Consider the following 19,697-nt stretch of genomic DNA (forward strand, 5'->3'; position numbering starts at 1 on the left):
CGTTACTCCCCTTCAACACGCATGATGCTGGCGACACCCCGCACGGTGTCGAGCTTCCGCAGGGCGTCCACGGTCCCGGTGAGGGCCGCGTCGGCCGCGCGGTGGGTCACGACGACGAGGGAGGCCTCGCCGTCCTTGCCCTGCTGGCGCACGGTGTCGATGCTGACCCCGTGCTCGGCGAAGACCGTGGCGACCTGGGCGAGCACGCCCGGTTTGTCGGCCACGTCCAGGCTGATGTGGTACCGCGTCACGACCTCGCCCATGGGGCTCACGGGCAGCTGCGTGTACGCGGACTCACCGGGTCCGGTGGACTCGGCGAGCTTGTTGCGGCAGACCGCGACCAGGTCGCCGAGAACGGCGGACGCGGTGGGCGCGCCGCCCGCGCCGGGCCCGTAGAACATGAGCTGTCCGGCGGCCTCGGCCTCGACGAAGACGGCGTTGTACGCGCCGCGCACGGAGGCCAGCGGGTGGTCGAGCGGAATCATCGCCGGATGCACCCGCGCGGTGACGGACCCGCCGTCGGCGGCGCGCTCGCAGATGGCGAGCAGCTTGATGGTGCAGCCCATCTCCTTCGCCGAGGCGAAGTCGGCGGCGGTGACCTCGGTCATGCCCTCGCGGTACACGTCGTCGAGGCGTACGCGCGTGTGGAAGGCGATCCCGGCGAGGATGGCGGCCTTGGCGGCGGCGTCGAAGCCCTCGACGTCGGCGGTGGGGTCGGCCTCGGCGTACCCGAGGGCGGTGGCCTCGTCCAGGGCCTCCTGGTACCCGGCACCCGTCGAGTCCATCTTGTCGAGGATGAAGTTGGTGGTGCCGTTGACGATCCCGAGCACCCGGTTGACCTTGTCACCGGCGAGGGACTCGCGCAGCGGCCGGATCAGCGGAATCGCGCCCGCGACGGCGGCCTCGTAGTACAGATCCCGGCCGTGCTCGACGGCGGCGGCGTGCAGCGCGGCCCCGTCCTGGGCGAGCAGCGCCTTGTTGGCGGAGACGACGGAGGCGCCGTGCTCGAAGGCGGTGGTGATGAGCGAACGAGCGGGCTCGATGCCACCGATGACTTCCACCACCACATCGATGTCGCCGCGTTTGACGAGGGCGGTGGCGTCGGTGGTGACGAGGGCGGGGTCGATGCCCTCGCGCACCTTGGAGGGCCGGCGGACGGCGACACCGGCGAGCTCCACGGGCGCGCCGATGCGCGCCGTGAGGTCGTCGGCGTGCGTCGTCATGATGCGCGCCACCTCTGAGCCGACCACTCCACAGCCCAGCAGCGCCACCTTCAGCGGACGCGTACGCATCATCCGACCTCGTTTCCTTCTACCAGCTTGAATGCGATCCAGTCTCACTCACCGGACGGGGATTTCCGCCCCCCGTCCGGATCCCGAGACGCTTATTCCATTATTCAGCGATGTCGGCCTTTCGGCCGACCTCTCGCCCGAAGTGCCTCACCCGACATCGAGCCGCAGGAGGTCCTCCTCGGTCTCGCGCCGGACGATCACCCGCGCCGCACCGTCGCGCACGGCGACGACGGGCGGGCGGAGGGCGTGGTTGTAGTTGCTGGCCATGGAGCGGCAGTACGCCCCGGTGGCCGGCACCGCGACGAGGTCGCCGGGGGCCAGGTCGGCGGGCAGGAACGCGTCCCGCACCACGATGTCCCCGCTCTCGCAGTGCTTGCCGACGACCCGTACCAGCATCGGCTCGGCGTCGGAGGTGCGCGAGACGAGCGCGACGGAGTACTCGGCGTCGTAAAGGGCGGTCCGAATGTTGTCGGACATGCCCCCGTCGACACTCACATACGTACGCAGCCCCTCCAGCGGCTTGATCGTCCCGACCTCGTACAACGTGAAGGCGCTGGGCCCGACGATGGCGCGCCCCGGCTCGACGGAGATACGCGGCGTACGCAGCCCGGCGGCCTCGCACTCACGGCCGACGATCTCGTTGAGCGCCTTGGCGATCTCGTGCGGCTCGCGGGGGTCGTCGTCGGAGGTGTACGCGATACCGAGCCCACCACCGAGGTCGATCTCGGGCAGCTCGACGCCGTGCTCGTCGCGCACCTCGGCGAGAAGCTGCACAACGCGCCGCGCTGATACCTCAAAGCCCGCCATGTCGAAGATCTGGGACCCGATGTGGGAGTGGATCCCGATGAGTTCGAGCCCGTCGAGCTTCAGGGCGCGCCGCACGGCTTCGGCGGCCTGTCCCCCGGCAAGGGCGATGCCGAACTTCTGGTCCTCGTGGGCGGTGGCGATGAATTCATGGGTGTGCGCCTCGACGCCGACGGTCACGCGGATCTGGACGCGCTGACGCTTGCCGAGGCTGTGGGCGATGTGGGCGACGCGAACGATCTCCTGGAAGGAGTCGAGCACGATACGCCCCACTCCCACCTCAACAGCCCGCCGAATTTCCTCTTCGGACTTGTTGTTGCCATGAAAGGCGATGCGCTCGGCGGGCATTCCGGCGGAGAGGGCGGTGGCGAGTTCGGTGCCGGAGCAGACGTCGAGGTTGAGGCCTTCTTCGTGCAACCACCGCACGATGGCGCGGGAAAGGAAGGCCTTTCCGGCGTAGAAGACATCGGCGTGCCTGCCGAAGGCGTCGGCCCAGGCGCGGCAGCGGGCGCGGAAGTCGTCCTCGTCGAGGAAGTAGGCGGGAGTCCCGAACTCCTCGGCGAGAACGGTGACATCAAGGCCCCCGACGGTGGCGACACCATCGCCATTTCGGCCGACGGTCCGCGACCAGACCTTCGGGTCAAGGGAGTTGAGGTCGGCGGGCGGCGCCGAGTAGTGCCCCTCGGGAAGGACATCTGCGTAACGGGGCCCGGCGGGGTGTGCGGAACGGCTCATTGCTGTCTCTCAACTCTCACAGGTATTCGGGTACGCGGATGCCGAACAGGGACAGGCCACCGGCCAGCACCGCCCCGGCGGCTTCGGCGAGCGCGAGCCGGGCACGGTGGGCGGCCAAGGGTTTCTCGTCACCGAGAGGCAGCACACAGTGCTGGAAGTCGAGCAGGGCGTCGGCGACACCTTCGAGATGCCGGGCGACCCGGTCGGGGGCGCGGAGCTCGGCGGCGCGGAGGAGGGTGGGGGGGTGATCGGCCAGGTGGGTGAGGAGGCCGGTCGCGGCGTGGTGGGCGGCGCTCGCGGTGGGGCTTGCCTCGTGGCCGAGGTCGCCGGGGGCGCTGGTGAAGCCGAGGGCGTGGGCGTTACGGGTGAGGGCGCGGGTACGGGCGTACGCGTATCGCACCCGGAAGTACGGGTTGCTGTCGCGCTGGGCGAGGAGCTCGGCGGCGGGGGCGGGCCGGTCGTGCGGGGCGGCACGGAGGTGGGCCCACCGGGCGGCCTCGGGCCCGACGAGGTCGGGGAGGGCGGGCTCCGGCAGAACGTGCAGCCGCTCGTCGCCGTCCGGGGAGATGTCGGCGGTGGCGCCCTGCGAGCGCAGCAGCTCGATGATGGCAGAGGTGAAGGCGAGGGCGCGGGGCTCGGCGACGAGGGCGAAGGAGATGTGCTGCCCGGCGAGGGCGTCGCCGTGCCCGTACCGGGGTCCGAGCGCGAGGACGTTACGTACGCACTCCTCCTGGGCGGACGCGGCGTCGAGGGTGAAGTTCAGGAACCCGGGTCCGCTGATGTCGACGCGGGCGACCCCGGGTGCGCCGGCGAGCCGCCCGCGCAGGGCCTCGGCGACGGCGCGGGGGGCGAGCCCGGAGGCGGCGGCGAGCTTGAGGGCGACGGCACTGGCGTAGTCCCCGCCCCCACCGGGCCGCGGCCGCTCCACCTTCACGTCCCTGTCAGCGGGCACCTCCACACACAGCACACCCTCATCGACGGCACTGCGCACGGCACGCACGACGGTAAGGGAGAGCTCGGCGGGGGTCACGGGACAAGCGTATGGGAGAGGGGGGGTGGGTCGGCCAACCGGTTTCGCGATGTGAACGGGCCTCGCGGGGGCGGCCGGGGTGGTGGGTGCGGGTCGACTGCGCACGGGCGGGGGCCGGGGCGCGGCGGGTGGTGGGTGCGGCACGACTCCGCGCGGGCAGGGGGACGGGGGCCCGGCGGTGGTGGGTGCGGCCGGACCACGCGCGGGCAAGGGCATCGGCGCCCGGGCGGGGCGGGACAGAGAGATAAGGGGACGGGGGCGGGGCGCCAGGCGACTGCGAACCGGGGCCGACCGGGAACTCAGACCTTCAGCCCCCAGCCCTCATCCGTCCCGGGTCTCATCCTCGGGAGCTGTCTCATCCTCTGGAGGTGCCGGCCGCGCGACCGGCTCGGCCGGGCTGCCTGTTGCCGTCGGGAGACGGCGGAGCCTCCCGATGCATCAGCTGTCGTACGACCTTGACCAGCTCGGCCGGCTCGAAGGGCTTGGCCAGGAACGCGTCGACGCCGGCCGCGAGCCCGGTCTCGACCTCGTACTGCGTACACGCACTGACGATCGCGAGCGGCAACCGGCTCGTACGCGGATCCGACCGCAGCCGTGCGGCCGTACGCAGCCCGTCGAGCCGCGGCATCACGACGTCCAGAGTGATCACATCAGGACAGACCCGATGCACCACTTCCAGACACTCGGCACCATCGGCCGCGGTCACGACCTCGAAGCCCTCCAGCTCAAGGTTGACCCTGATCAGCTGCCGGATGACCTTGTTGTCGTCGACAACAAGCACCCGGCCGGACACGCCTGACACATCTTGAGGTTAGGTCCGCGACCGTCGCCGCGTCCGGGTTTTCCCCACTTCCGCCCCCTGCGGGGGACCCCGCCCCCGCCGACCACCCGAAATACCTGTTCACAGCCACCCCGCAGGAGCTGGTAGGGTTCTACCCGTCGCCGCCAAGCGCGGTGAACGCCCCCGTAGCTCAGGGGATAGAGCAACGGCCTCCGGAGCCGTGTGCGCAGGTTCGAATCCTGCCGGGGGCACCTGTTAGTAGGTGCCTAAGACCCCGCCGCCAGCGAGTTCGCTGGGTGCGGGGTCTTTTTGCGTGTGCGGGTAGATGCCACCGGAAGCGGCTGCGTGACAGTGATCACGTTGTAATAGCGTGATGATGTTGGAGGGTTTCGGCGCAGTTCAGGGGCGGCTTTCGGGCCTCCGAGCGCACGCGTCTGCATACGACGAAAGCCCCGGATTTCTCCGGGGCTCACGCGGTCGAGACGTTCCTCCAGGCCGGGTCGTCACGGGCTCTTTGCTGAAGGTGTTGGCCAGGTGGATGCGGGCGGTGCTGCCGGCGATGCTGGTGTGCACCACCATGCGGACAGTCTGCCGTCCGGTGACCTTCGCCTCGGCGGCGGGGGCCGCTGTGCCCAGGGCCGTGCCCCAGGTCCGGGTCCACTGGGTCTCGGAGGGCTTGGTCGCCGCCACAGCTGACCACGCCGGCGGTGCTTGCACGGCTGCCTGGCCGGATATGTCAACGGCGAACAATGCGGCCGACAGTTCTGTCGCCAGCATCACCGTCCCGCGGATGTGTGTGTTCCCCCGGTACCAACGCGGGCGGGAGGGCGCCATCGGTTCCTTGTACGTGGTGGTGTGTGCGGCAGGCTGCGGTGGCGACAGGGCAGGGGGTGTCCGTGTGCGGGCACACGGACACCCCCTGCCGTCGGAGGGGAAGAGCGGCCGGCATGCCGCAGCCTCGCCAGGGTTATCCGGTCAGGAGTGCCGTTTCCCGGGCAGCGCCGCTGCCCGGCATGCCACGGCTATACCGCTCGGCAGGGCCCGAGGGTTTGGGCGACGTGGAAGGGGTCTTTGAGGTAGGGGAGAAGAACTCCGACCATCAAGTTGCCCTTACCAGCCGTCGGTGATTCGGAGGGGGTCGGTGAGCTGCGGGGCCGTGGTGGTCCACTCGTTGAGGTCGCCGGTGGAGTCGCTGCGGGCGATGAGGTAGTCACGGCCTGGTCCGTGGAAGGCTCCCGCGGTGGTCTGCGTATTGGCCCAATTGCGGCTGAGGAGTTCCTTGGCACGGAATGTGCCGTCTCCCTTGCCCTTCCAGATGGAGAGGTCGCCTCGGCTGTCCTGGGCGACGAGGTCGATTTTGCCGTCGCCGTTGAAGTCGCCCGCAGTCGTCTGGGTGAAATTCCAGCCATCGGTCAGGAGGCGGGGGCGCTGGAAGGTGCCATTGCCCCGACCCGCCCACAAGTAGAGGTTGCCTCGGCTGTCTTTGGCGATGAGGTCGGTCTTGCCGTCGCCGTTGAAGTCGCCCGCAGTCGTCTGGGTGAAATTCCAGCCATCGGTCAGGAGGCGGGGGCGCTGGAAGGTGCCGTTGCCCCGACCCGCCCACAAGTAGAGGTTCTTGGCGGAGTCCTGGGCGATGAGGTCGATTTTGCCGTCGGCGTTGAAGTCGCCGGTTGTGGTCTGGGTGAAGTTCCAGCCGTCGGTCAGCAGACGGCGGCCGCCGAAGGTGCCGTCGCCGTGCCCCGGGGCGTCGATGTCCTGATTGCCGGGCCAGAGGTAGAGGTTGCCGCGGCCGTCACGGGCGAGGAGGTCCGCGGTGCCGTCGCGGTCGAAGTCGGCTGCTCTGGTCTGGGTGTAGTGGGGGGCGGGGCGGGTGGCAGGGGCGGGAGCCAGGGTGTTGGCCATGGCCTGGTTGCCGTTGTCGTTGAGGTGGAGGCGGTCGTCGCCGCGGGTGTAGTAGCCGGCGAACAGGCGTGTGGGATCCAGGGGGTCACGGGTGGCCTGGTCGAAATCGGCGTAGCTGTCGATGTCCTGGGTGGTGCGGATGTAGTCGTTGAACTCCTGGCGGGTCTGTTCCTTGGCCGCGGTGTAGTCGGGATTGCCCCTGAACGGGGGGATGGTGGCGACGGTCACCGTGAGCCCTGCGGCGTGTGCACGCTGGGCGAGGTCGCGGATGCCCTGGATGAGGGCCTGGCTGGTGGCGTGGTCGTAGAGGATGTCGTTGACGCCGGCGTAGATGATGACCCGTCGGACGCCTGGCTGGGCCAGGGCGTCACGGTCGAACCGGTTGAGCAGTGAAGGCCCGTAGAAGGCACGGGTTCCGGTGCTGTCGGTGAGGAGCCGGTTGCCGGAGATCCCGACGTTGACGATGCCGCTGGGGTGCGCGGTTCTCTGCAGGGCGCGGCTGTAGTCGTTGGTCCATCGCTGGTTGGTGTCGGGGGTGGTGTGGCCGCCGTCGGTCTGCGAGTCACCGATGGCCACGATGGTGCCGCTGCCGGCGCTGGCGGTGACGTCCAGTCCGCTGAGGAAGGCCCAGTTCCCGAAGCGTGCGGGAAAGCTCGTACCGCTGCTGGCCGCGGCACGGTCAGCGGTGTCTCCCGGCGCCGAGGCGTAGGACGTCGTCAGGGTGTACTCGTGGTAGGGAGCCGCCGCGACCGGCTTGGGCAGGTAGAGGGTGACCAGCAGGTTCTCGTCGGCCTCGACGGGGAACGCCGCCGGATCGCTGTCGATGCCGGCGCCCGGCGGGATCTCGGTCTGGCGGGCACCGTTGAACGTCAGGGAGACAGGAGTGCCTTGGGCGGTGGCTCCGTGGTCCTGGCGGGCGATCGTGGCGTGCCCGATGGTCACAGGCTCTTTGCTGAAGGTGTTGGCCAGGTGGATGCGTGCGGTGCTGCCGGCGATGCTGGTGTGCACCACCATGCGGATCGTCTGCCCTCCGGTCACCTTCGACTCGGCGGCGGGGGCCGCGGTCGCAAGGGCCGTGCCCCAGGTCCGGGTCCACGGCCCACTGGAGGACTGCGCGGCGGCCGCGGACGATCTCGCAGGTGAGGGCTGCGCGGCGGCCGCGGGCGATCTAGCGGGTGAACGCTGCTCGGCGGCCGCGGAGGATCTCACGGGTGAGGGCTGCGCGGTGGCCGCGGACGGCCCCGTGTGTGAAGGCTGCGCGTCGGCCGCGGACGACTCCTCGGGTGAAGGCTGCGCGTCGGGTGCCGACGGCCCCGCGGGTGAAGGCTGCTCGGCTGCCTGGCTGGGCACGCCGAAGGCCAACAGCGCGGTGGACATTCCAGCGGTGTGGATGCCCAGCACCGCCGCGCGCACGCGTGTGCTGCGCCGGTCCCGGGGTTTGCGATGGGTGCCCATGAACAGGTCTCCTTTGGTGCGGGTTGAGGCAGGTGACAAGCACTGGTGACGCCAGGGCACGGATGGGTGGCCTGGCGAGTCGGTGCGGGAGCCGCTGCGACGCGAAGGTGCGCATGCGTGGTGCGGCCGGGACGGTGCCAAGGGCATCGGAGCCACCGCGAGGCAGAGCCCGGTACCCGGCGCACAGGCCGGCTTTTGCTCGACGGAGCAGCACCGGGCAGCCGGTCAGGCCTCGCGGCCAGACCGTATGCCCGAGCGAGGCGCGTGCCTCCGGTCCGGAGGGGGACGTCCGCACCACACCCGGCCTGCAGGCAGGAGCCTGATGATCTCCGGTTTCGGAGGCATGGCTCTCGCGAGTGGCCGGGTGGCTGGCTGTACGGCTCGCTGCGGCTGACGTGCCAGAGCCGTGAGGGGTGTCCGTGAGACACACGGACACCCCTGCTATGCATCGATCAGGGCACTGATCGGCTGGTACGGGTGCTATTGCCCGGGTGCGGTGGCGCCGCCGAAGGTGCCGTTGCCGTTGCCGTTGCCGTTGCCGGGCCACAAGCGCAGGTCGCCGCTGGCGGTGCGGGCGATCAGGTCGGACTTGCCGTCGCCGGTGAAGTCGCCTGCGGTGCGCCGGTAACTACGGTCTTCCGAGCAGGAGTTGTCCCCACGGGTACTTCCGATCGATGAGAGGGACACCATGTGCCCACGATATGAAGGCAAGTAAAGCATATGTAAGAATCATGTATCGCAGCCCCAAGCGCTCTTTACTTGAGGTCTGTTGCGACACATCTACCTTGCGGTTTCCGTTTGAGCGGTCTGCCGAAAATCGGAATTTCTTCCTCCGGTTGTGTGCGGCGCCTGCCCGGAAGGGCGGTTGCCGCCTCGTTGACGCGCCACAGAAGTGCGTCAACTGGAGGGGAACGAATATGAATTGGCCACTGCACTCCAAAGGAGTGCCGCATTCCGCAAGTCCCGGCCGCCACAGAGCCAAACGTCGCGTAACACCTGCGCGACACTGATCCCCGCCGCCCTGCTCTCCGGCTTCCTCGGGGCATCCCCCGTATCCGCTGACGGCTCCGCCCTGCAGCAGCTGCTTGAGCAGGCCAAGCAGGCGGGCGCACAGGCCGACGTGGCCACCAAGGAGGCTCAGGAGGTCTCTTCTTGGGTGTGCGGATGGACGTGGCTCGGCGCAGCGCCATAGCGGAGATCATTGGCGATCACGACCACTGTTCCCGCTAGTCAGTGGCTGCCGAACAGGCACCCGGGCTACTCGTCGCCGCAGATTCGGGAGCTCCCCCGCGCCCCCCGACCCCATGTGATCTCCTGACCCCCATGGATGGTGCTGCCTCGACTCTGATCGCCGTGCTGGGCACGTTGTTGGGCTCTGCTGTGGCTTATCTGTTTCAGCGTAAATCGGCCGACCGGAACGAGAGCTTCGCTCATCGGCAGCAGCTTCGTTCGGAGCGGATGGCCGTGTACAGCGACTTTGCCGGGGCGGTGACGGAGTATCGCTCCAGGCAGTACGACCGCTGGCACCGCAGGAACGAGGATCCGGACGGTGCGGCAGCCGGGGAGGCGCGCCAGGAGTCGTATCGGGTCAAGGGAGTTGCCCAGCACGAGCTGTTCCGTGTCCGGCTCATAGCCAGTTCTCCCGCGCTTGTCGAAGCCGCGCGCGACGCCTTCGAGACGGCCGCTCGGCTGCACGACGCGTCGACCAAGCACGAGCTACGGGACCATGGCGATGCCGCCAGGGAAGCCTTGCACCACTTCATCGGCCTGGCTTCCCGCGACGTCCAATAGTCGCCCGCCCATGCCGGCTAGGAGCCCGGATCACCCGTCCCCCGACCTCTCCCCGATGTCCTCGAACCACACCCCCGGCTCCGCCGCGATGAACTCCCGCATCAGCCCCCGGCATTCCGCGTCGTCGACCACCACGATCTCCACCCCATGCTCGGCCAGCCACTCCTCCCCGCCCCGGAACGTCCGGGCCTCGCCGATCACCACGCGCGAGATGCCGAACTGGCGGACCAGGCCGCTGCAGTACCAGCAGGGGGCCAGGGTCGTCACCATCGTCGTGCCGCGGTACGACGGTTGGCGGCCCGCCGCGCGGAACGCTGCCGTTTCGGCGTGGGTGGACGGGTCGCCGTCCTGTACGCGGCGGTTGTGGCCGCGGCCGAGGAGAGCACCGCTCTCGTCGAAGAGCGCCGCTCCAATGGGGATGCCGCCCTCGGCCCGGCCCGCCCGGGCCTCTTCCAGTGCCGTGGCGAGCAGGGTGCGTGCCGACTCCAGATCCATGCGCCACATTGTGGGCCTGGCGACGGAAGAAAACGGCGCACGCCTCCGCCTGAAGAAAACGGGTCACGCGTCCGCACATTGGGGACCTGCTCGCCAAAGAAAACCCGTCACGCCTCCCCCCACACACTCCCCCTCCGCGCGACCTCGTACAACCTCTCCACCTGCGCCCCGCTGAACACGCCGCCCGTCGGGGCGAGGGCCGCCAGATCGCGTTCGCGGTAGACGCGTACGTCGAGTTGGGTGACCGCGCGGTCCAGGCGGCGTACGCCGACGAAGACCAGGACCGGGGTCACCGGGACGTCGAAGTCGCAGTAGCCCTCCAGGACCCGCCGCACGCGCCGTGCCTCGGAGCGGCTTTTGCGGACGTACGGCTGCGGTCTGCCGTGGTCGACCTTGACGACGTCGTCGCCGACCCAGACCGTCCTGCCGTCGTGGTGCTTGGTGTTGATGCTGAACACCCCGCCCGGGCCGAGGAGTAGGTGGTCTATGTCTACGCCTCGGGGCAAAGTGATCGAGTGCAGGACGTGCCAGCCCGGCGCCACCGACCGTAATCGGCGCAGCTCACGGCCCACTCGCTGCTCCCCCGCCAGGCCCTTGCGCCAGGAGTCCCAGGGGGAGTCGCGGCGCAGCAGGCGGTCGGTGGCCCGGCGCAGTGGGCCGGGGCCCTCCCGTACGAGTTTGGCTCGCAGGGCCGCGCCGGGGCGGCGAAGGGCCAGGTCCTCGCCCGCGTCCAGCGCGGGCAGCGGCCGGCACGGCGGTCTCGCGGACGGGAGCGCGGCCACATACCCCGCCAGCGCCTCGTTCGCGGCGACGCGGTACTCCGGGCGCACCACCGTGAGCCGGCCCGTCGTACGGTCCAGATACGCCACGGCCGTACCGTCGCGCAGGTTCACATAGAGCCGGTCGTGCCCGTACCGCTGCCATGCCGTGATACGCAGATCGCCCACGTGAGCCCCCAGCTCCGGCCCCCGACCATAAACGTCCCCGACCGCAAACCAGCACCGACCACCAGCCGGCCCCGACCAACAATCGGCTCCGACCGCACACCGTCCCGACCGCACACCGTCCCCGACGCACAAAGCCCCGGCCGACGCCATCACCATGGCAGCAGCCGGGGCCGGAGCCCGCAAGACGTCCGCGGTGCTCCTGGGGCACGGGTTTCAGGTGTTCGGGCGCTTCCCGTGGTTCGCGTTCTTCTTCTTCCGCGCGCGCCGCTTGTTGCCTCGCTTCGACATGGACCGCATCTCCCTTATCCGTCACCAACAGGGACATATCGTCACCGTCAGTCTAGGAGCGGTCCTCCCACCCCGCATCGCGGCGGCCTCACCCCTCGAACCTGTACCCCATCCCCGGCGCCGTCACCAGATACCTCGGATGCGACGGATCCACCTCCAGTTTCCGTCTCAACTGGGCCATGTACACCCGCAGATAGTTGCTCTGCGTCCGGTAGGTCGGACCCCAGACCTCCTGGAGCAGCTGCCGCTGGGTGACCAGGCGGCCCCGGTTGCGGATCAGGACCTCCAGGAGGTGCCATTCCGTGGGGGTGAGGCGGATGGCGGCGCCGTCACGCGTCGCCTTCTTCGCCAGCAGGTCGAGCGTGAACCCCCCGGTCCGCACCAGACCCGACTCCGCCCCCGTCGCCTCCGCGGAAGACCCCCCCTTCGGTCCGTCCGTACGACGGGTCGCCGCCCGCAACCGCGCCAGGAGCTCGTTCATGCTGAACGGCTTGGTGATGTAGTCGTCCGCGCCCGCGTCCAGCGCCTCGACCTTCTCGTCGGAGGTGTTACGGGCCGACACCACCAGGATCGGGGCCCGTGACCAGCGGCGGAGCGTCCGCATGACCTGGATGCCGTCCATGTCCGGCAGGCCCAGGTCGAGCAGGACCGCGTCCGGCGGGTGCTGGGCCGCCAGGCTCAGCGCGGTCGCGCCGTCCCCCGCCGCGTCGACGTCGTACTTGCGCGCTCGGAGGTTGATCTCCAGTGCCCGTACGAGCTGTGGTTCGTCCTCCACCACCAGCACCCGGGTCATCGGTGTGCCGCCTTTCCTTCGCTCGCGATCCGTAGCCGTACCCGTAAAGCCGCCACCGTCACACCGTCACTTCGCGACCAGGGACTTCAGCGCGATGTTCAACTTGAGGACGTTGACGCGGGGTTCACCGATGAAGCCGAGGATGCGGCCCGTGGTGTTGTCCGCCACCAGCTTCTCCACCTGCTTGACGTCGAGGTGGTTGACCTCGGCGACGCGGTGGACCTGGAGCTTGGCGTAGTCCGGGGAGATGTCCGGGTCCAGGCCCGAGCCGGACGAGGTGACTGCTTCGGCGGGGACGTCGGACGGGTCCACCTTGTACGTGGCCGTCGAGTTGTCCTTGACCACCGCCGCCTTGGCGTCCTTGACCTGCTGGATCAGCTTGTCGTTGTCGCCGGAGAGGTTGGTGGCGCCGGAGATGATCAGCTGGTACTGGGTGTTGAGGGTGTTCGCGCCGAGGCCGTTGGAGGGGCGCGGCTGGAACCAGTGGAGGTCCGGGCGGGCGGCCTCTTCGGCGTCGTTCGGGTTCTTCTTCGGGAGGTTGTAAGTCTGCCCGATCAGTTCCGAACCGACCACCTTCCCGCCGGACTTGATCTCCGAGCCATTCGCCTTGTCGTTGAAGGCGAGCTGGGCGATACCGGTCACGGCGAGCGGGTAGATGACGCCGCAGACGATCGTCAGGACGATCAGCGCCCGCAGGCCCGCCCACAGCAGACGGCCGGTGTTGGTTACCGAGTTGTTCATGGCAGGTCAGCCGATTCCGGGGATGAGGGAGATGAGCAGGTCGATGATCTTGATGCCGATGAAGGGGGCGATCAGGCCGCCCAGGCCGTAGATGCCCAGGTTGCGGCGCAGCATCTTGTCGGCGCTGGTGGGCTTGTACTGCACGCCCTTCAGGGCGAGCGGGACGAGCGCGATGATGATCAGCGCGTTGAAGATGACGGCGGAGAGGATCGCGGACTTGGGGCTGGACAGGTCCATGACGTTGAGCTTGTCCAGGCCCGGGTAGACCACCGCGAACATCGCCGGGATGATCGCGAAGTACTTCGCGACGTCGTTGGCGATCGAGAACGTGGTCAGCGCGCCCCGGGTGATGAGGAGTTGCTTGCCGATCTCGACGATCTCGATGAGCTTGGTCGGGTTGGAGTCGAGGTCGACCATGTTGCCGGCCTCCTTCGCGGCCGACGTGCCCGTGTTCATCGCCACGCCGACATCGGCCTGGGCCAGTGCGGGGGCGTCGTTGGTGCCGTCGCCGGTCATCGCGACCAGCTTGCCGCCCGCCTGCTCGCGCTTGATCAGCGCCATCTTGTCCTCGGGCGTCGCCTCCGCGAGGAAGTCGTCGACGCCCGCCTCCTCGGCGATGGCCTTCGCGGTCAGCGGGTTGTCACCCGTGATCATGACCGTCTTGATGCCCATCCGGCGCAGCTCGTCGAACCGCTCCCGCATACCCTCCTTCACCACGTCCTTGAGGTGGATGACCCCCAGGACCCGGGCGCCGTCGGCGTCCTCGGCGGCGACGAGCAGCGGGGTGCCGCCCGCCTGCGAGATGGTGTCGGTCAGCTGCTGCGCCTCGGCCGAGACCTCGCCGCCGCGCTCCTTGACCCAGGCCACGACCGAACCGGTCGCGCCCTTGCGGACCTTGCGCCCGTCGACGTCCACGCCCGACATGCGGGTCTGGGCGGTGAAGGCGATCCACTCGGCGCCGGTCAGCTCGCCCTGGTGGCGCTCGCGCAGCCCGTACTTCTCCTTGGCGAGGACGACGATCGAGCGGCCCTCGGGGGTCTCGTCGGCGAGCGAGGAGAGCTGGGCGGCGTCGGCGAGTTCGGCCGCCGTCGTACCGCGTACGGGCACGAACTCGGCGGCCTGACGGTTGCCGAGGGTGATGGTGCCGGTCTTGTCGAGCAGCAGCGTCGATACGTCACCCGCCGCCTCGACTGCCCTGCCGGACATGGCGAGCACGTTGCGCTGCACCAGGCGGTCCATGCCCGCGATGCCGATCGCCGAGAGCAGTGCGCCGATCGTGGTCGGGATCAGGCAGACGAGGAGCGCGGCCAGCACGATCATCGACTGCTCCGCGTTCGCGTACTTCGCGAACGGCTGGAGCGTGACCACCGCCAGCAGGAACACGATGGTGAGCGACGCCAGCAGGATGTTGAGCGCGATCTCGTTCGGCGTCTTCTGACGGGCCGCGCCCTCGACCAGGTTGATCATCCGGTCGATGAACGTCTCGCCCGGCTTCGTCGTGATCTTGATGACGACCCGGTCGGACAGCACCTTCGTACCACCGGTCACCGCACTGCGGTCACCGCCCGACTCCCGGATCACGGGAGCAGACTCACCGGTGATCGCCGACTCGTCGACCGAAGCGACACCCTCGACCACGTCACCGTCACCCGGGATGATGTCCCCGGCTTCACAGACGACCAGGTCACCGATCTTCAGCTCGGTGCCCGGGACCTGCTCCTCGCTCTTACCGTCCTTGGACAGACGGCGCGCGACGGTGTCCGTCTTGGCCTTGCGCAGGGTGTCGGCCTGCGCCTTGCCCCGGCCCTCCGCGACCGCCTCCGCGAGGTTGGCGAAGATCGTGGTCAGCCACAGCCAGCCCGCGATCGCCCAGCCGAACCAGTCGCCCGGGTGCTTGATCGCCAGGATCGTGGTCAGCACGGAACCGACCTCGACCACGAACATCACCGGGGACTTGACCATCACCCGCGGGTCGAGCTTCCTGATCGCGTCCGGGAACGACTTGACCAGCGCCTTGGGGTCGAACAGACCGCCGCCGACCTTCCCCTGGTCCTTGTGACCGGTGGGGACGTCGCTGTGCGGGGCACGGGTTGGGGTGGCAGTGGACATCGCGTCCTCAGACTTCGGGTTCTCGGACTTCAGATTCGTGGTCATGACGCCAGCCCCTCGGCCAGCGGTCCCAGCGCGAGGGCCGGGAAGTAGGTCAGTCCGGTGACGATCAGGATCGTGCCGACCAGCAGGCCCGTGAACAGCGGCTTGTTGGTGCGCAGGGTGCCCGCGGTCTCCGGGATCGGCTTCTGCTCGGCGAGCGAACCCGCGAGCGCCAGGACGAACACCATCGGCAGGAACCGGCCCAGCAGCATGGCCAGACCGATGCTGGTGTTGAACCACTCGGTGTTCGCGTTCAGACCCGCGAAGGCCGAGCCGTTGTTGTTGGCACCCGAGGTGTACGCGTACAGCACCTCGGAGAAGCCGTGCGCACCGGAGTTGGCCATCGAGTCCCGCGTGGACGGCATCGCCATCGCGATCGCCGTGAACGTCAGGACGAGCGCCGGGGTGATCAGGATGTAGCAGGCCGCGAACTTGATCTCACGGGTGCCGATCTTCTTGCCCAGGTACTCCGGCGTACGCCCCACCATCAGACCCGCGATGAACACCGCGATGATCGCCATGATCAGCATGCCGTACAGACCGGAACCCGTACCGCCGGGCGCGATCTCGCCCAGCTGCATGCCCAGAAGCTGAAGACCGCCGCCGAAACCGGTGAAAGAGGAATGGAAGGAGTTGACCGCGCCCGTGGACGTCAGCGTGGTGGCCACCGAGAAGATCGACGAACCGCTGATGCCGAACCGGGTCTCCTTGCCCTCCATCGCACCACCCGCGACGTCGAACGCCGGACCGTGGTGGGCGAATTCGGTCCACATCATCAGGGCCGTGAAACCGACCCAGATCGTCACCATGGTGGCGAGGATCGCGTACCCCTGCTTGACCGAGCCGACCATACGGCCGAACGTCCGCGTCAGCGCGAACGGGATCACCAGAATCAGGAAGATCTCGAAAAGGTTCGAGAGACCGTTGGGGTTCTCGAAGGGATGGGCACTGTTGGCGTTGAAGTAACCGCCGCCGTTCGTCCCCAGCTCCTTGATCGCCTCCTGGGAGGCGACCGCGCCACCGTTCCACTGCTGCGAGCCGCCCATGAACTGGCCGACCTCGTGGATACCCGAGAAGTTCTGGATCGCACCGCACGCCACCAGGACCAGCGCGCCGATCACCGAGATCGGCAGCAGGATCCGGACCGTGCCACGCACCAGGTCCGACCAGAAGTTGCCCAGCTCACCGGTACGCGAGCGGGCGAAACCACGCACCAGGGCCACCGCCACCGCGATGCCGACCGAGGCGGACACGAAGTTCTGCACCGCCAGGCCACCGGTCTGCACGACGTGGCCCATGGACTGCTCGCCCGAGTACGACTGCCAGTTCGTGTTCGCCACGAACGAGGCGGCCGTGTTGAACGCCTGGTCCGCCGGGATCGCGACGAAGCCGAGCGAGCCGGGCAGATGCCCCTGCAAGCGCTGGAGCAGATAAAGGAACAGGACGCTGACCGCCGAGAAGGCGAGGACACCGCGCAGATACGCGGGCCAGCGCATCTCGGTGTTCGGGTTGGCACCCACCGCCTTGTAGATCCACTTCTCGACCCGCAGATGCCTGTCGGAGGAGTAGACCCGGGCCATGTAGTCGCCCAGCGGACGGTAGGACAGGCCCAGCGCCACCGCGAGCGCGGCGAACTGGAGCACACCGGAAAGAACGGGAGACATAGCGGGGCTCAGAACCTCTCCGGCTTGACGAGGGCGAGGACGAGGTAACCCAGCAGGGCGACGGCCACGATCAGACCGACAATGTTCTCGGCAGTCACAGCTTTGCCACCCCCTTGGCGATGAGCGCCACCAACGCGAAAACCGCGATCGTGGTGACGACGAAGGCCACGTCGGCCATCGCAAGCTCCTGAAACTGGAAGAGGCCCGAAAACGAGCCACGAAACGAGCGGACCTGTAGAGCAAACCTCTCCAGGCGGCCCCCGCACGTTCCGTTGACGGCCCCCTTACGGCCACCGCCATGTCCTTGACGCCTTTCATACGCGGGTCCCGGCCAATACCGGTCGGCCACCCGGATTCGACCGCGGGAGAGCTTCCGCGAAGCCACCGGAAAACCGCCGCGAGGCCGCGCGGAAAGGCCGCCAGAGCGCCGTCAGCAGGCCGTCAGAAGGGCGTCAAAACGGCCCTGCGTGGCACCTGCATGGATCTACCTTCCGGAAGTACGCGGCAGCGCCTCCCCGCCCCGCGTCCCACCCGGCCGGGTCGGCGCCGGGGCCCAGGCGCCGACCCGGCTCCCGTGCGGCCCCGAGACCGCCGCCCCGGAACTCCCCCGCCCCCGAAGGGCTTCCTCGATGTCTCCCGCCGCTCCCCAGCAGGCCCCGCCCGCCCAGGCCCCGACCGGTCTCCCGCCCCGAGGCCCGCAGGGCCCCCGGCCCGCGCGTGCGGGCCGTCGCCGCCCCGGGGGCCTCTTCGAACCCGTACAGCTCCTCAAGGCGTTCCCCGACGCCCTGCGCAAACTGCATCCGCGTGCCCTGGTGCGTACGCCCGTGCTCTTCGTCGTCGCCATCGGGGCCGCGCTGACCACGCTCTCCGCGCTCGTCCACCCGTCCGTCTTCACCTGGGTGATCGGGGTCTGGCTCTGGCTGACCGTGGTCTTCGCGAACCTCGCCGAGGCCGTGGCCGAGGGGCGGGGCAAGGCGCAGGCCGAGTCGCTGCGGCGGGCCCGGACGGACACGGTGGCACTGCGGCTGCGCGACAACTGGCGGGTCGGCACGGATCTGCGGCACGCCCGCACCGAGGCGGTCGCCGCCACCGACCTCAAGCCCTTCGACTTCGTACTGGTCGAGGCGGGCGAGCTGATCCCGGCGGACGGGGATGTCGTCGACGGCGTCGCGGCCGTCGACGAATCGGCCGTCACCGGGGAGTCCGCGCCCGTCATCCGCGAGTCGGGCGGCGATCGCTCGGGCGTGACGGGCGGCACGACCGTGCTGTCCGACCGGATCGTCGTCCGGGTCACCTCACGGCCCGGCCACAGCTTCCTCGACCGGATGATCGCGCTGGTGGAGGGCGCGTCCCGGCAGAAGACGCCGAACGAGATCGCGCTGAACATCCTGCTCGCCGCACTCACCATCATCTTCGTGCTCGTGGTGGTCGCGGTGCAGCCGATGGCCGAGTACGCGCACGCCGCCCAGTCCACGACCGTGCTGGTGGCGCTCCTGGTGACCCTGATCCCGACGACGATCGGCGCGCTGCTCTCGGCGATCGGCATCGCGGGCATGGACCGGCTCGTGCAGCGGAACGTGCTCGCCATGTCCGGCCGGGCCGTTGAAGCCGCCGGTGACGTCAACACACTGCTGCTCGACAAGACCGGCACCATCACCCTCGGCAACCGCGAGGCCTGCGCCTTCGTCCCGCTGCCCGGCATCCAGGAGGCCCACCTCGCGGACGCCGCCCAGCTCGCCTCGCTCGCCGACGAGACCCCCGAGGGCCGCTCGGTCGTCGTCCTCGCCAAGGAGCGGTACGGGCTGCGCGAGCCGGCCGAGGGGGAGCTCCAGGGCGCCCGGTTCGTGGAGTTCAGCGCGCAGACCCGGATGAGCGGGGTCGATCTGCGCTGGGAGAACGGGGCCGTCTCCCACATCCGCAAGGGCGCCGCCGCCCAGGTCGTGGACTGGGTGGAGATGTACGGGGGCCAAGTCCCCGTCGAGGCACGGCGGTTCGCGGACGCCATCTCGGCCTCGGGCGGCACCCCGCTGCTCGTGGGTGTGCACGACGGGTACGGGCCGAGGGTGCTCGGGGTGATCCACCTCAAGGACGTGGTCAAGGACGGCATCGCCGAGCGGTTCGCGGAGCTGCGGCGCATGGGCATCCGTACGGTCATGATCACCGGCGACAACCCGCTGACCGCCCGCGCGATCGCCCAGGAGGCGGGCGTGGACGACTACTTGGCCGAGGCCACTCCGGAGGACAAACTCGCCCTCATCCAGAAGGAGCAGGCGGGCGGCAAGCTGGTCGCGATGACCGGCGACGGCACCAACGACGCACCCGCGCTCGCTCAGGCGGACGTCGGCGTGGCGATGAACACCGGCACCTCGGCCGCCAAGGAAGCCGGGAACATGGTCGACCTCGACTCCAACCCGACCAAGCTCATCGAGATCGTCGAGATCGGCAAGCAACTCCTCATCACCCGGGGCGCGCTGACCACGTTCTCCATCACCAACGACGTGGCCAAGTACTTCGCGATCATCCCCGCGATGTTCGCCTCCGCCTATCCCGGACTCGACCACCTCAATGTGATGGGCCTGCACAGCCCGACGTCCGCCATCACCTCGGCGATCATCTTCAACGCCCTGATCATCATCGCCCTGATCCCGCTCGCCCTGCGCGGTGTGCGCTACACCCCGGCCTCCGCGCACGATCTGCTCCGACGCAACCTCGCGGTCTACGGGCTCGGCGGGCTCGTCCTGCCGTTCGTCGGGATCAAGCTGATCGACCTGCTGGTGTCGATGGTTCCGGGGCTCGGCTGAGCCCCGGACCGCCCGGCCGGCGGAACG

General features: G+C 69.2%; 17 protein-coding genes and 1 tRNA gene. 4 read left to right on the forward strand and 14 right to left on the reverse strand.

The window, feature by feature from the left end; genetic code table 11:
• Nucleotides 1-2 precede the first annotated feature (2 nt).
• The 4 genes from ACT1U9_RS09010 to ACT1U9_RS09025 all read right to left on the reverse strand — a co-directional run bounded on the left by ACT1U9_RS09010 (nucleotide 3) and on the right by ACT1U9_RS09025 (nucleotide 4,663).
• Entirely contained in the window at nucleotides 3-1,292 is a 1,290-nt protein-coding gene (locus ACT1U9_RS09010; protein ID WP_444539048.1) for a homoserine dehydrogenase, read from the reverse strand.
• A 147-nt stretch (nucleotides 1,293-1,439) separates the two neighbouring features.
• Nucleotides 1,440-2,831, reverse strand: coding sequence for a diaminopimelate decarboxylase (gene lysA, locus ACT1U9_RS09015; protein ID WP_444537828.1), 1,392 nt, complete (start codon nucleotides 2,829-2,831; stop codon nucleotides 1,440-1,442).
• 16 nt (nucleotides 2,832-2,847) lie between these two features.
• Nucleotides 2,848-3,861 (reverse strand): ArgS-related anticodon-binding protein NrtL, encoded by a 1,014-nt coding sequence (gene nrtL, locus ACT1U9_RS09020; protein WP_444537829.1) that lies wholly within the window; start codon nucleotides 3,859-3,861, stop codon nucleotides 2,848-2,850.
• 355 nt (nucleotides 3,862-4,216) lie between these two features.
• Nucleotides 4,217-4,663, reverse strand: a complete 447-nt coding sequence (locus ACT1U9_RS09025) for a response regulator (RefSeq protein ID WP_188275756.1) — start codon at nucleotides 4,661-4,663, stop codon at nucleotides 4,217-4,219.
• A 158-nt stretch (nucleotides 4,664-4,821) separates the two neighbouring features.
• Between ACT1U9_RS09025 and ACT1U9_RS09030 the strand changes: the two genes are divergently transcribed.
• Nucleotides 4,822-4,893, forward strand: a tRNA-Arg gene (locus ACT1U9_RS09030).
• 859 nt (nucleotides 4,894-5,752) lie between these two features.
• On the opposite strand, the gene ACT1U9_RS09035 is transcribed toward ACT1U9_RS09030, so the two are convergent.
• Nucleotides 5,753-7,552 (reverse strand): FG-GAP-like repeat-containing protein, encoded by a 1,800-nt coding sequence (locus ACT1U9_RS09035; RefSeq protein WP_444537830.1) that lies wholly within the window; start codon nucleotides 7,550-7,552, stop codon nucleotides 5,753-5,755.
• Here ACT1U9_RS09035 and ACT1U9_RS09040 point away from each other — a divergent pair.
• On the forward strand, nucleotides 7,518-8,048 hold the full coding sequence (locus ACT1U9_RS09040) for a hypothetical protein (protein ID WP_444537831.1): 531 nt from the start codon (nucleotides 7,518-7,520) through the stop codon (nucleotides 8,046-8,048). The genes ACT1U9_RS09035 and ACT1U9_RS09040 overlap by 35 nt on opposite strands.
• A gap of 431 nt (nucleotides 8,049-8,479) precedes the next feature.
• Here ACT1U9_RS09040 and ACT1U9_RS09045 read toward each other — a convergent pair whose 3' ends face one another.
• A complete protein-coding gene (locus tag ACT1U9_RS09045; protein WP_444537832.1) occupies nucleotides 8,480-8,689 on the reverse strand; it encodes a hypothetical protein in 210 nt (69 codons plus the stop codon).
• A 633-nt stretch (nucleotides 8,690-9,322) separates the two neighbouring features.
• On the opposite strand from ACT1U9_RS09045, the gene ACT1U9_RS09050 reads away from it, so the two are divergent.
• Complete coding sequence (locus tag ACT1U9_RS09050; RefSeq protein WP_444537833.1) at nucleotides 9,323-9,790, forward strand: hypothetical protein; 468 nt, start codon at nucleotides 9,323-9,325, stop codon at nucleotides 9,788-9,790.
• 30 nt (nucleotides 9,791-9,820) lie between these two features.
• On the opposite strand, the gene ACT1U9_RS09055 is transcribed toward ACT1U9_RS09050, so the two are convergent.
• The 8 genes from ACT1U9_RS09055 to kdpF all read right to left on the reverse strand — a co-directional run bounded on the left by ACT1U9_RS09055 (nucleotide 9,821) and on the right by kdpF (nucleotide 16,967).
• Nucleotides 9,821-10,285 (reverse strand): nucleoside deaminase, encoded by a 465-nt coding sequence (locus tag ACT1U9_RS09055; protein WP_444537834.1) that lies wholly within the window; start codon nucleotides 10,283-10,285, stop codon nucleotides 9,821-9,823.
• A gap of 107 nt (nucleotides 10,286-10,392) precedes the next feature.
• Nucleotides 10,393-11,232, reverse strand: a complete 840-nt coding sequence (locus ACT1U9_RS09060; RefSeq protein WP_444537835.1) for a nuclease-related domain-containing protein — start codon at nucleotides 11,230-11,232, stop codon at nucleotides 10,393-10,395.
• A gap of 213 nt (nucleotides 11,233-11,445) precedes the next feature.
• Nucleotides 11,446-11,520: a 50S ribosomal protein bL37 gene (locus tag ACT1U9_RS09065; RefSeq protein ID WP_389224404.1), complete on the reverse strand. Its 75-nt coding sequence runs from the start codon at nucleotides 11,518-11,520 to the stop codon at nucleotides 11,446-11,448.
• Between the two features lie 88 nt (nucleotides 11,521-11,608).
• A complete protein-coding gene (locus ACT1U9_RS09070) occupies nucleotides 11,609-12,313 on the reverse strand; it encodes a response regulator (RefSeq protein ID WP_444537836.1) in 705 nt (234 codons plus the stop codon).
• A gap of 66 nt (nucleotides 12,314-12,379) precedes the next feature.
• Nucleotides 12,380-13,054 carry a potassium-transporting ATPase subunit C gene (locus ACT1U9_RS09075; protein WP_444537837.1) on the reverse strand — a complete coding sequence of 225 codons (675 nt, stop codon included), beginning with the start codon at nucleotides 13,052-13,054 and terminating at the stop codon, nucleotides 12,380-12,382.
• A gap of 6 nt (nucleotides 13,055-13,060) precedes the next feature.
• A complete protein-coding gene (gene kdpB, locus ACT1U9_RS09080) occupies nucleotides 13,061-15,163 on the reverse strand; it encodes a potassium-transporting ATPase subunit KdpB (protein ID WP_444539049.1) in 2,103 nt (700 codons plus the stop codon).
• A 41-nt stretch (nucleotides 15,164-15,204) separates the two neighbouring features.
• Nucleotides 15,205-16,869, reverse strand: coding sequence for a potassium-transporting ATPase subunit KdpA (gene kdpA, locus ACT1U9_RS09085; RefSeq protein ID WP_444536180.1), 1,665 nt, complete (start codon nucleotides 16,867-16,869; stop codon nucleotides 15,205-15,207).
• 8 nt (nucleotides 16,870-16,877) lie between these two features.
• Nucleotides 16,878-16,967 carry a K(+)-transporting ATPase subunit F gene (kdpF, locus tag ACT1U9_RS09090; RefSeq protein WP_242330691.1) on the reverse strand — a complete coding sequence of 30 codons (90 nt, stop codon included), beginning with the start codon at nucleotides 16,965-16,967 and terminating at the stop codon, nucleotides 16,878-16,880.
• A 531-nt stretch (nucleotides 16,968-17,498) separates the two neighbouring features.
• Between kdpF and kdpB (ACT1U9_RS09095) the strand changes: the two genes are divergently transcribed.
• The gene (kdpB, locus tag ACT1U9_RS09095) at nucleotides 17,499-19,670 is read left to right on the forward strand and encodes a potassium-transporting ATPase subunit KdpB (protein ID WP_444537838.1); all 2,172 of its coding nucleotides are present in this window, start codon (nucleotides 17,499-17,501) and stop codon (nucleotides 19,668-19,670) included.
• Nucleotides 19,671-19,697: the final 27 nt, after the last annotated feature.

The organism is Streptomyces sp. BR1 (assembly GCF_052373795.1).
GTDB lineage: Bacteria > Actinomycetota > Actinomycetes > Streptomycetales > Streptomycetaceae > Streptomyces.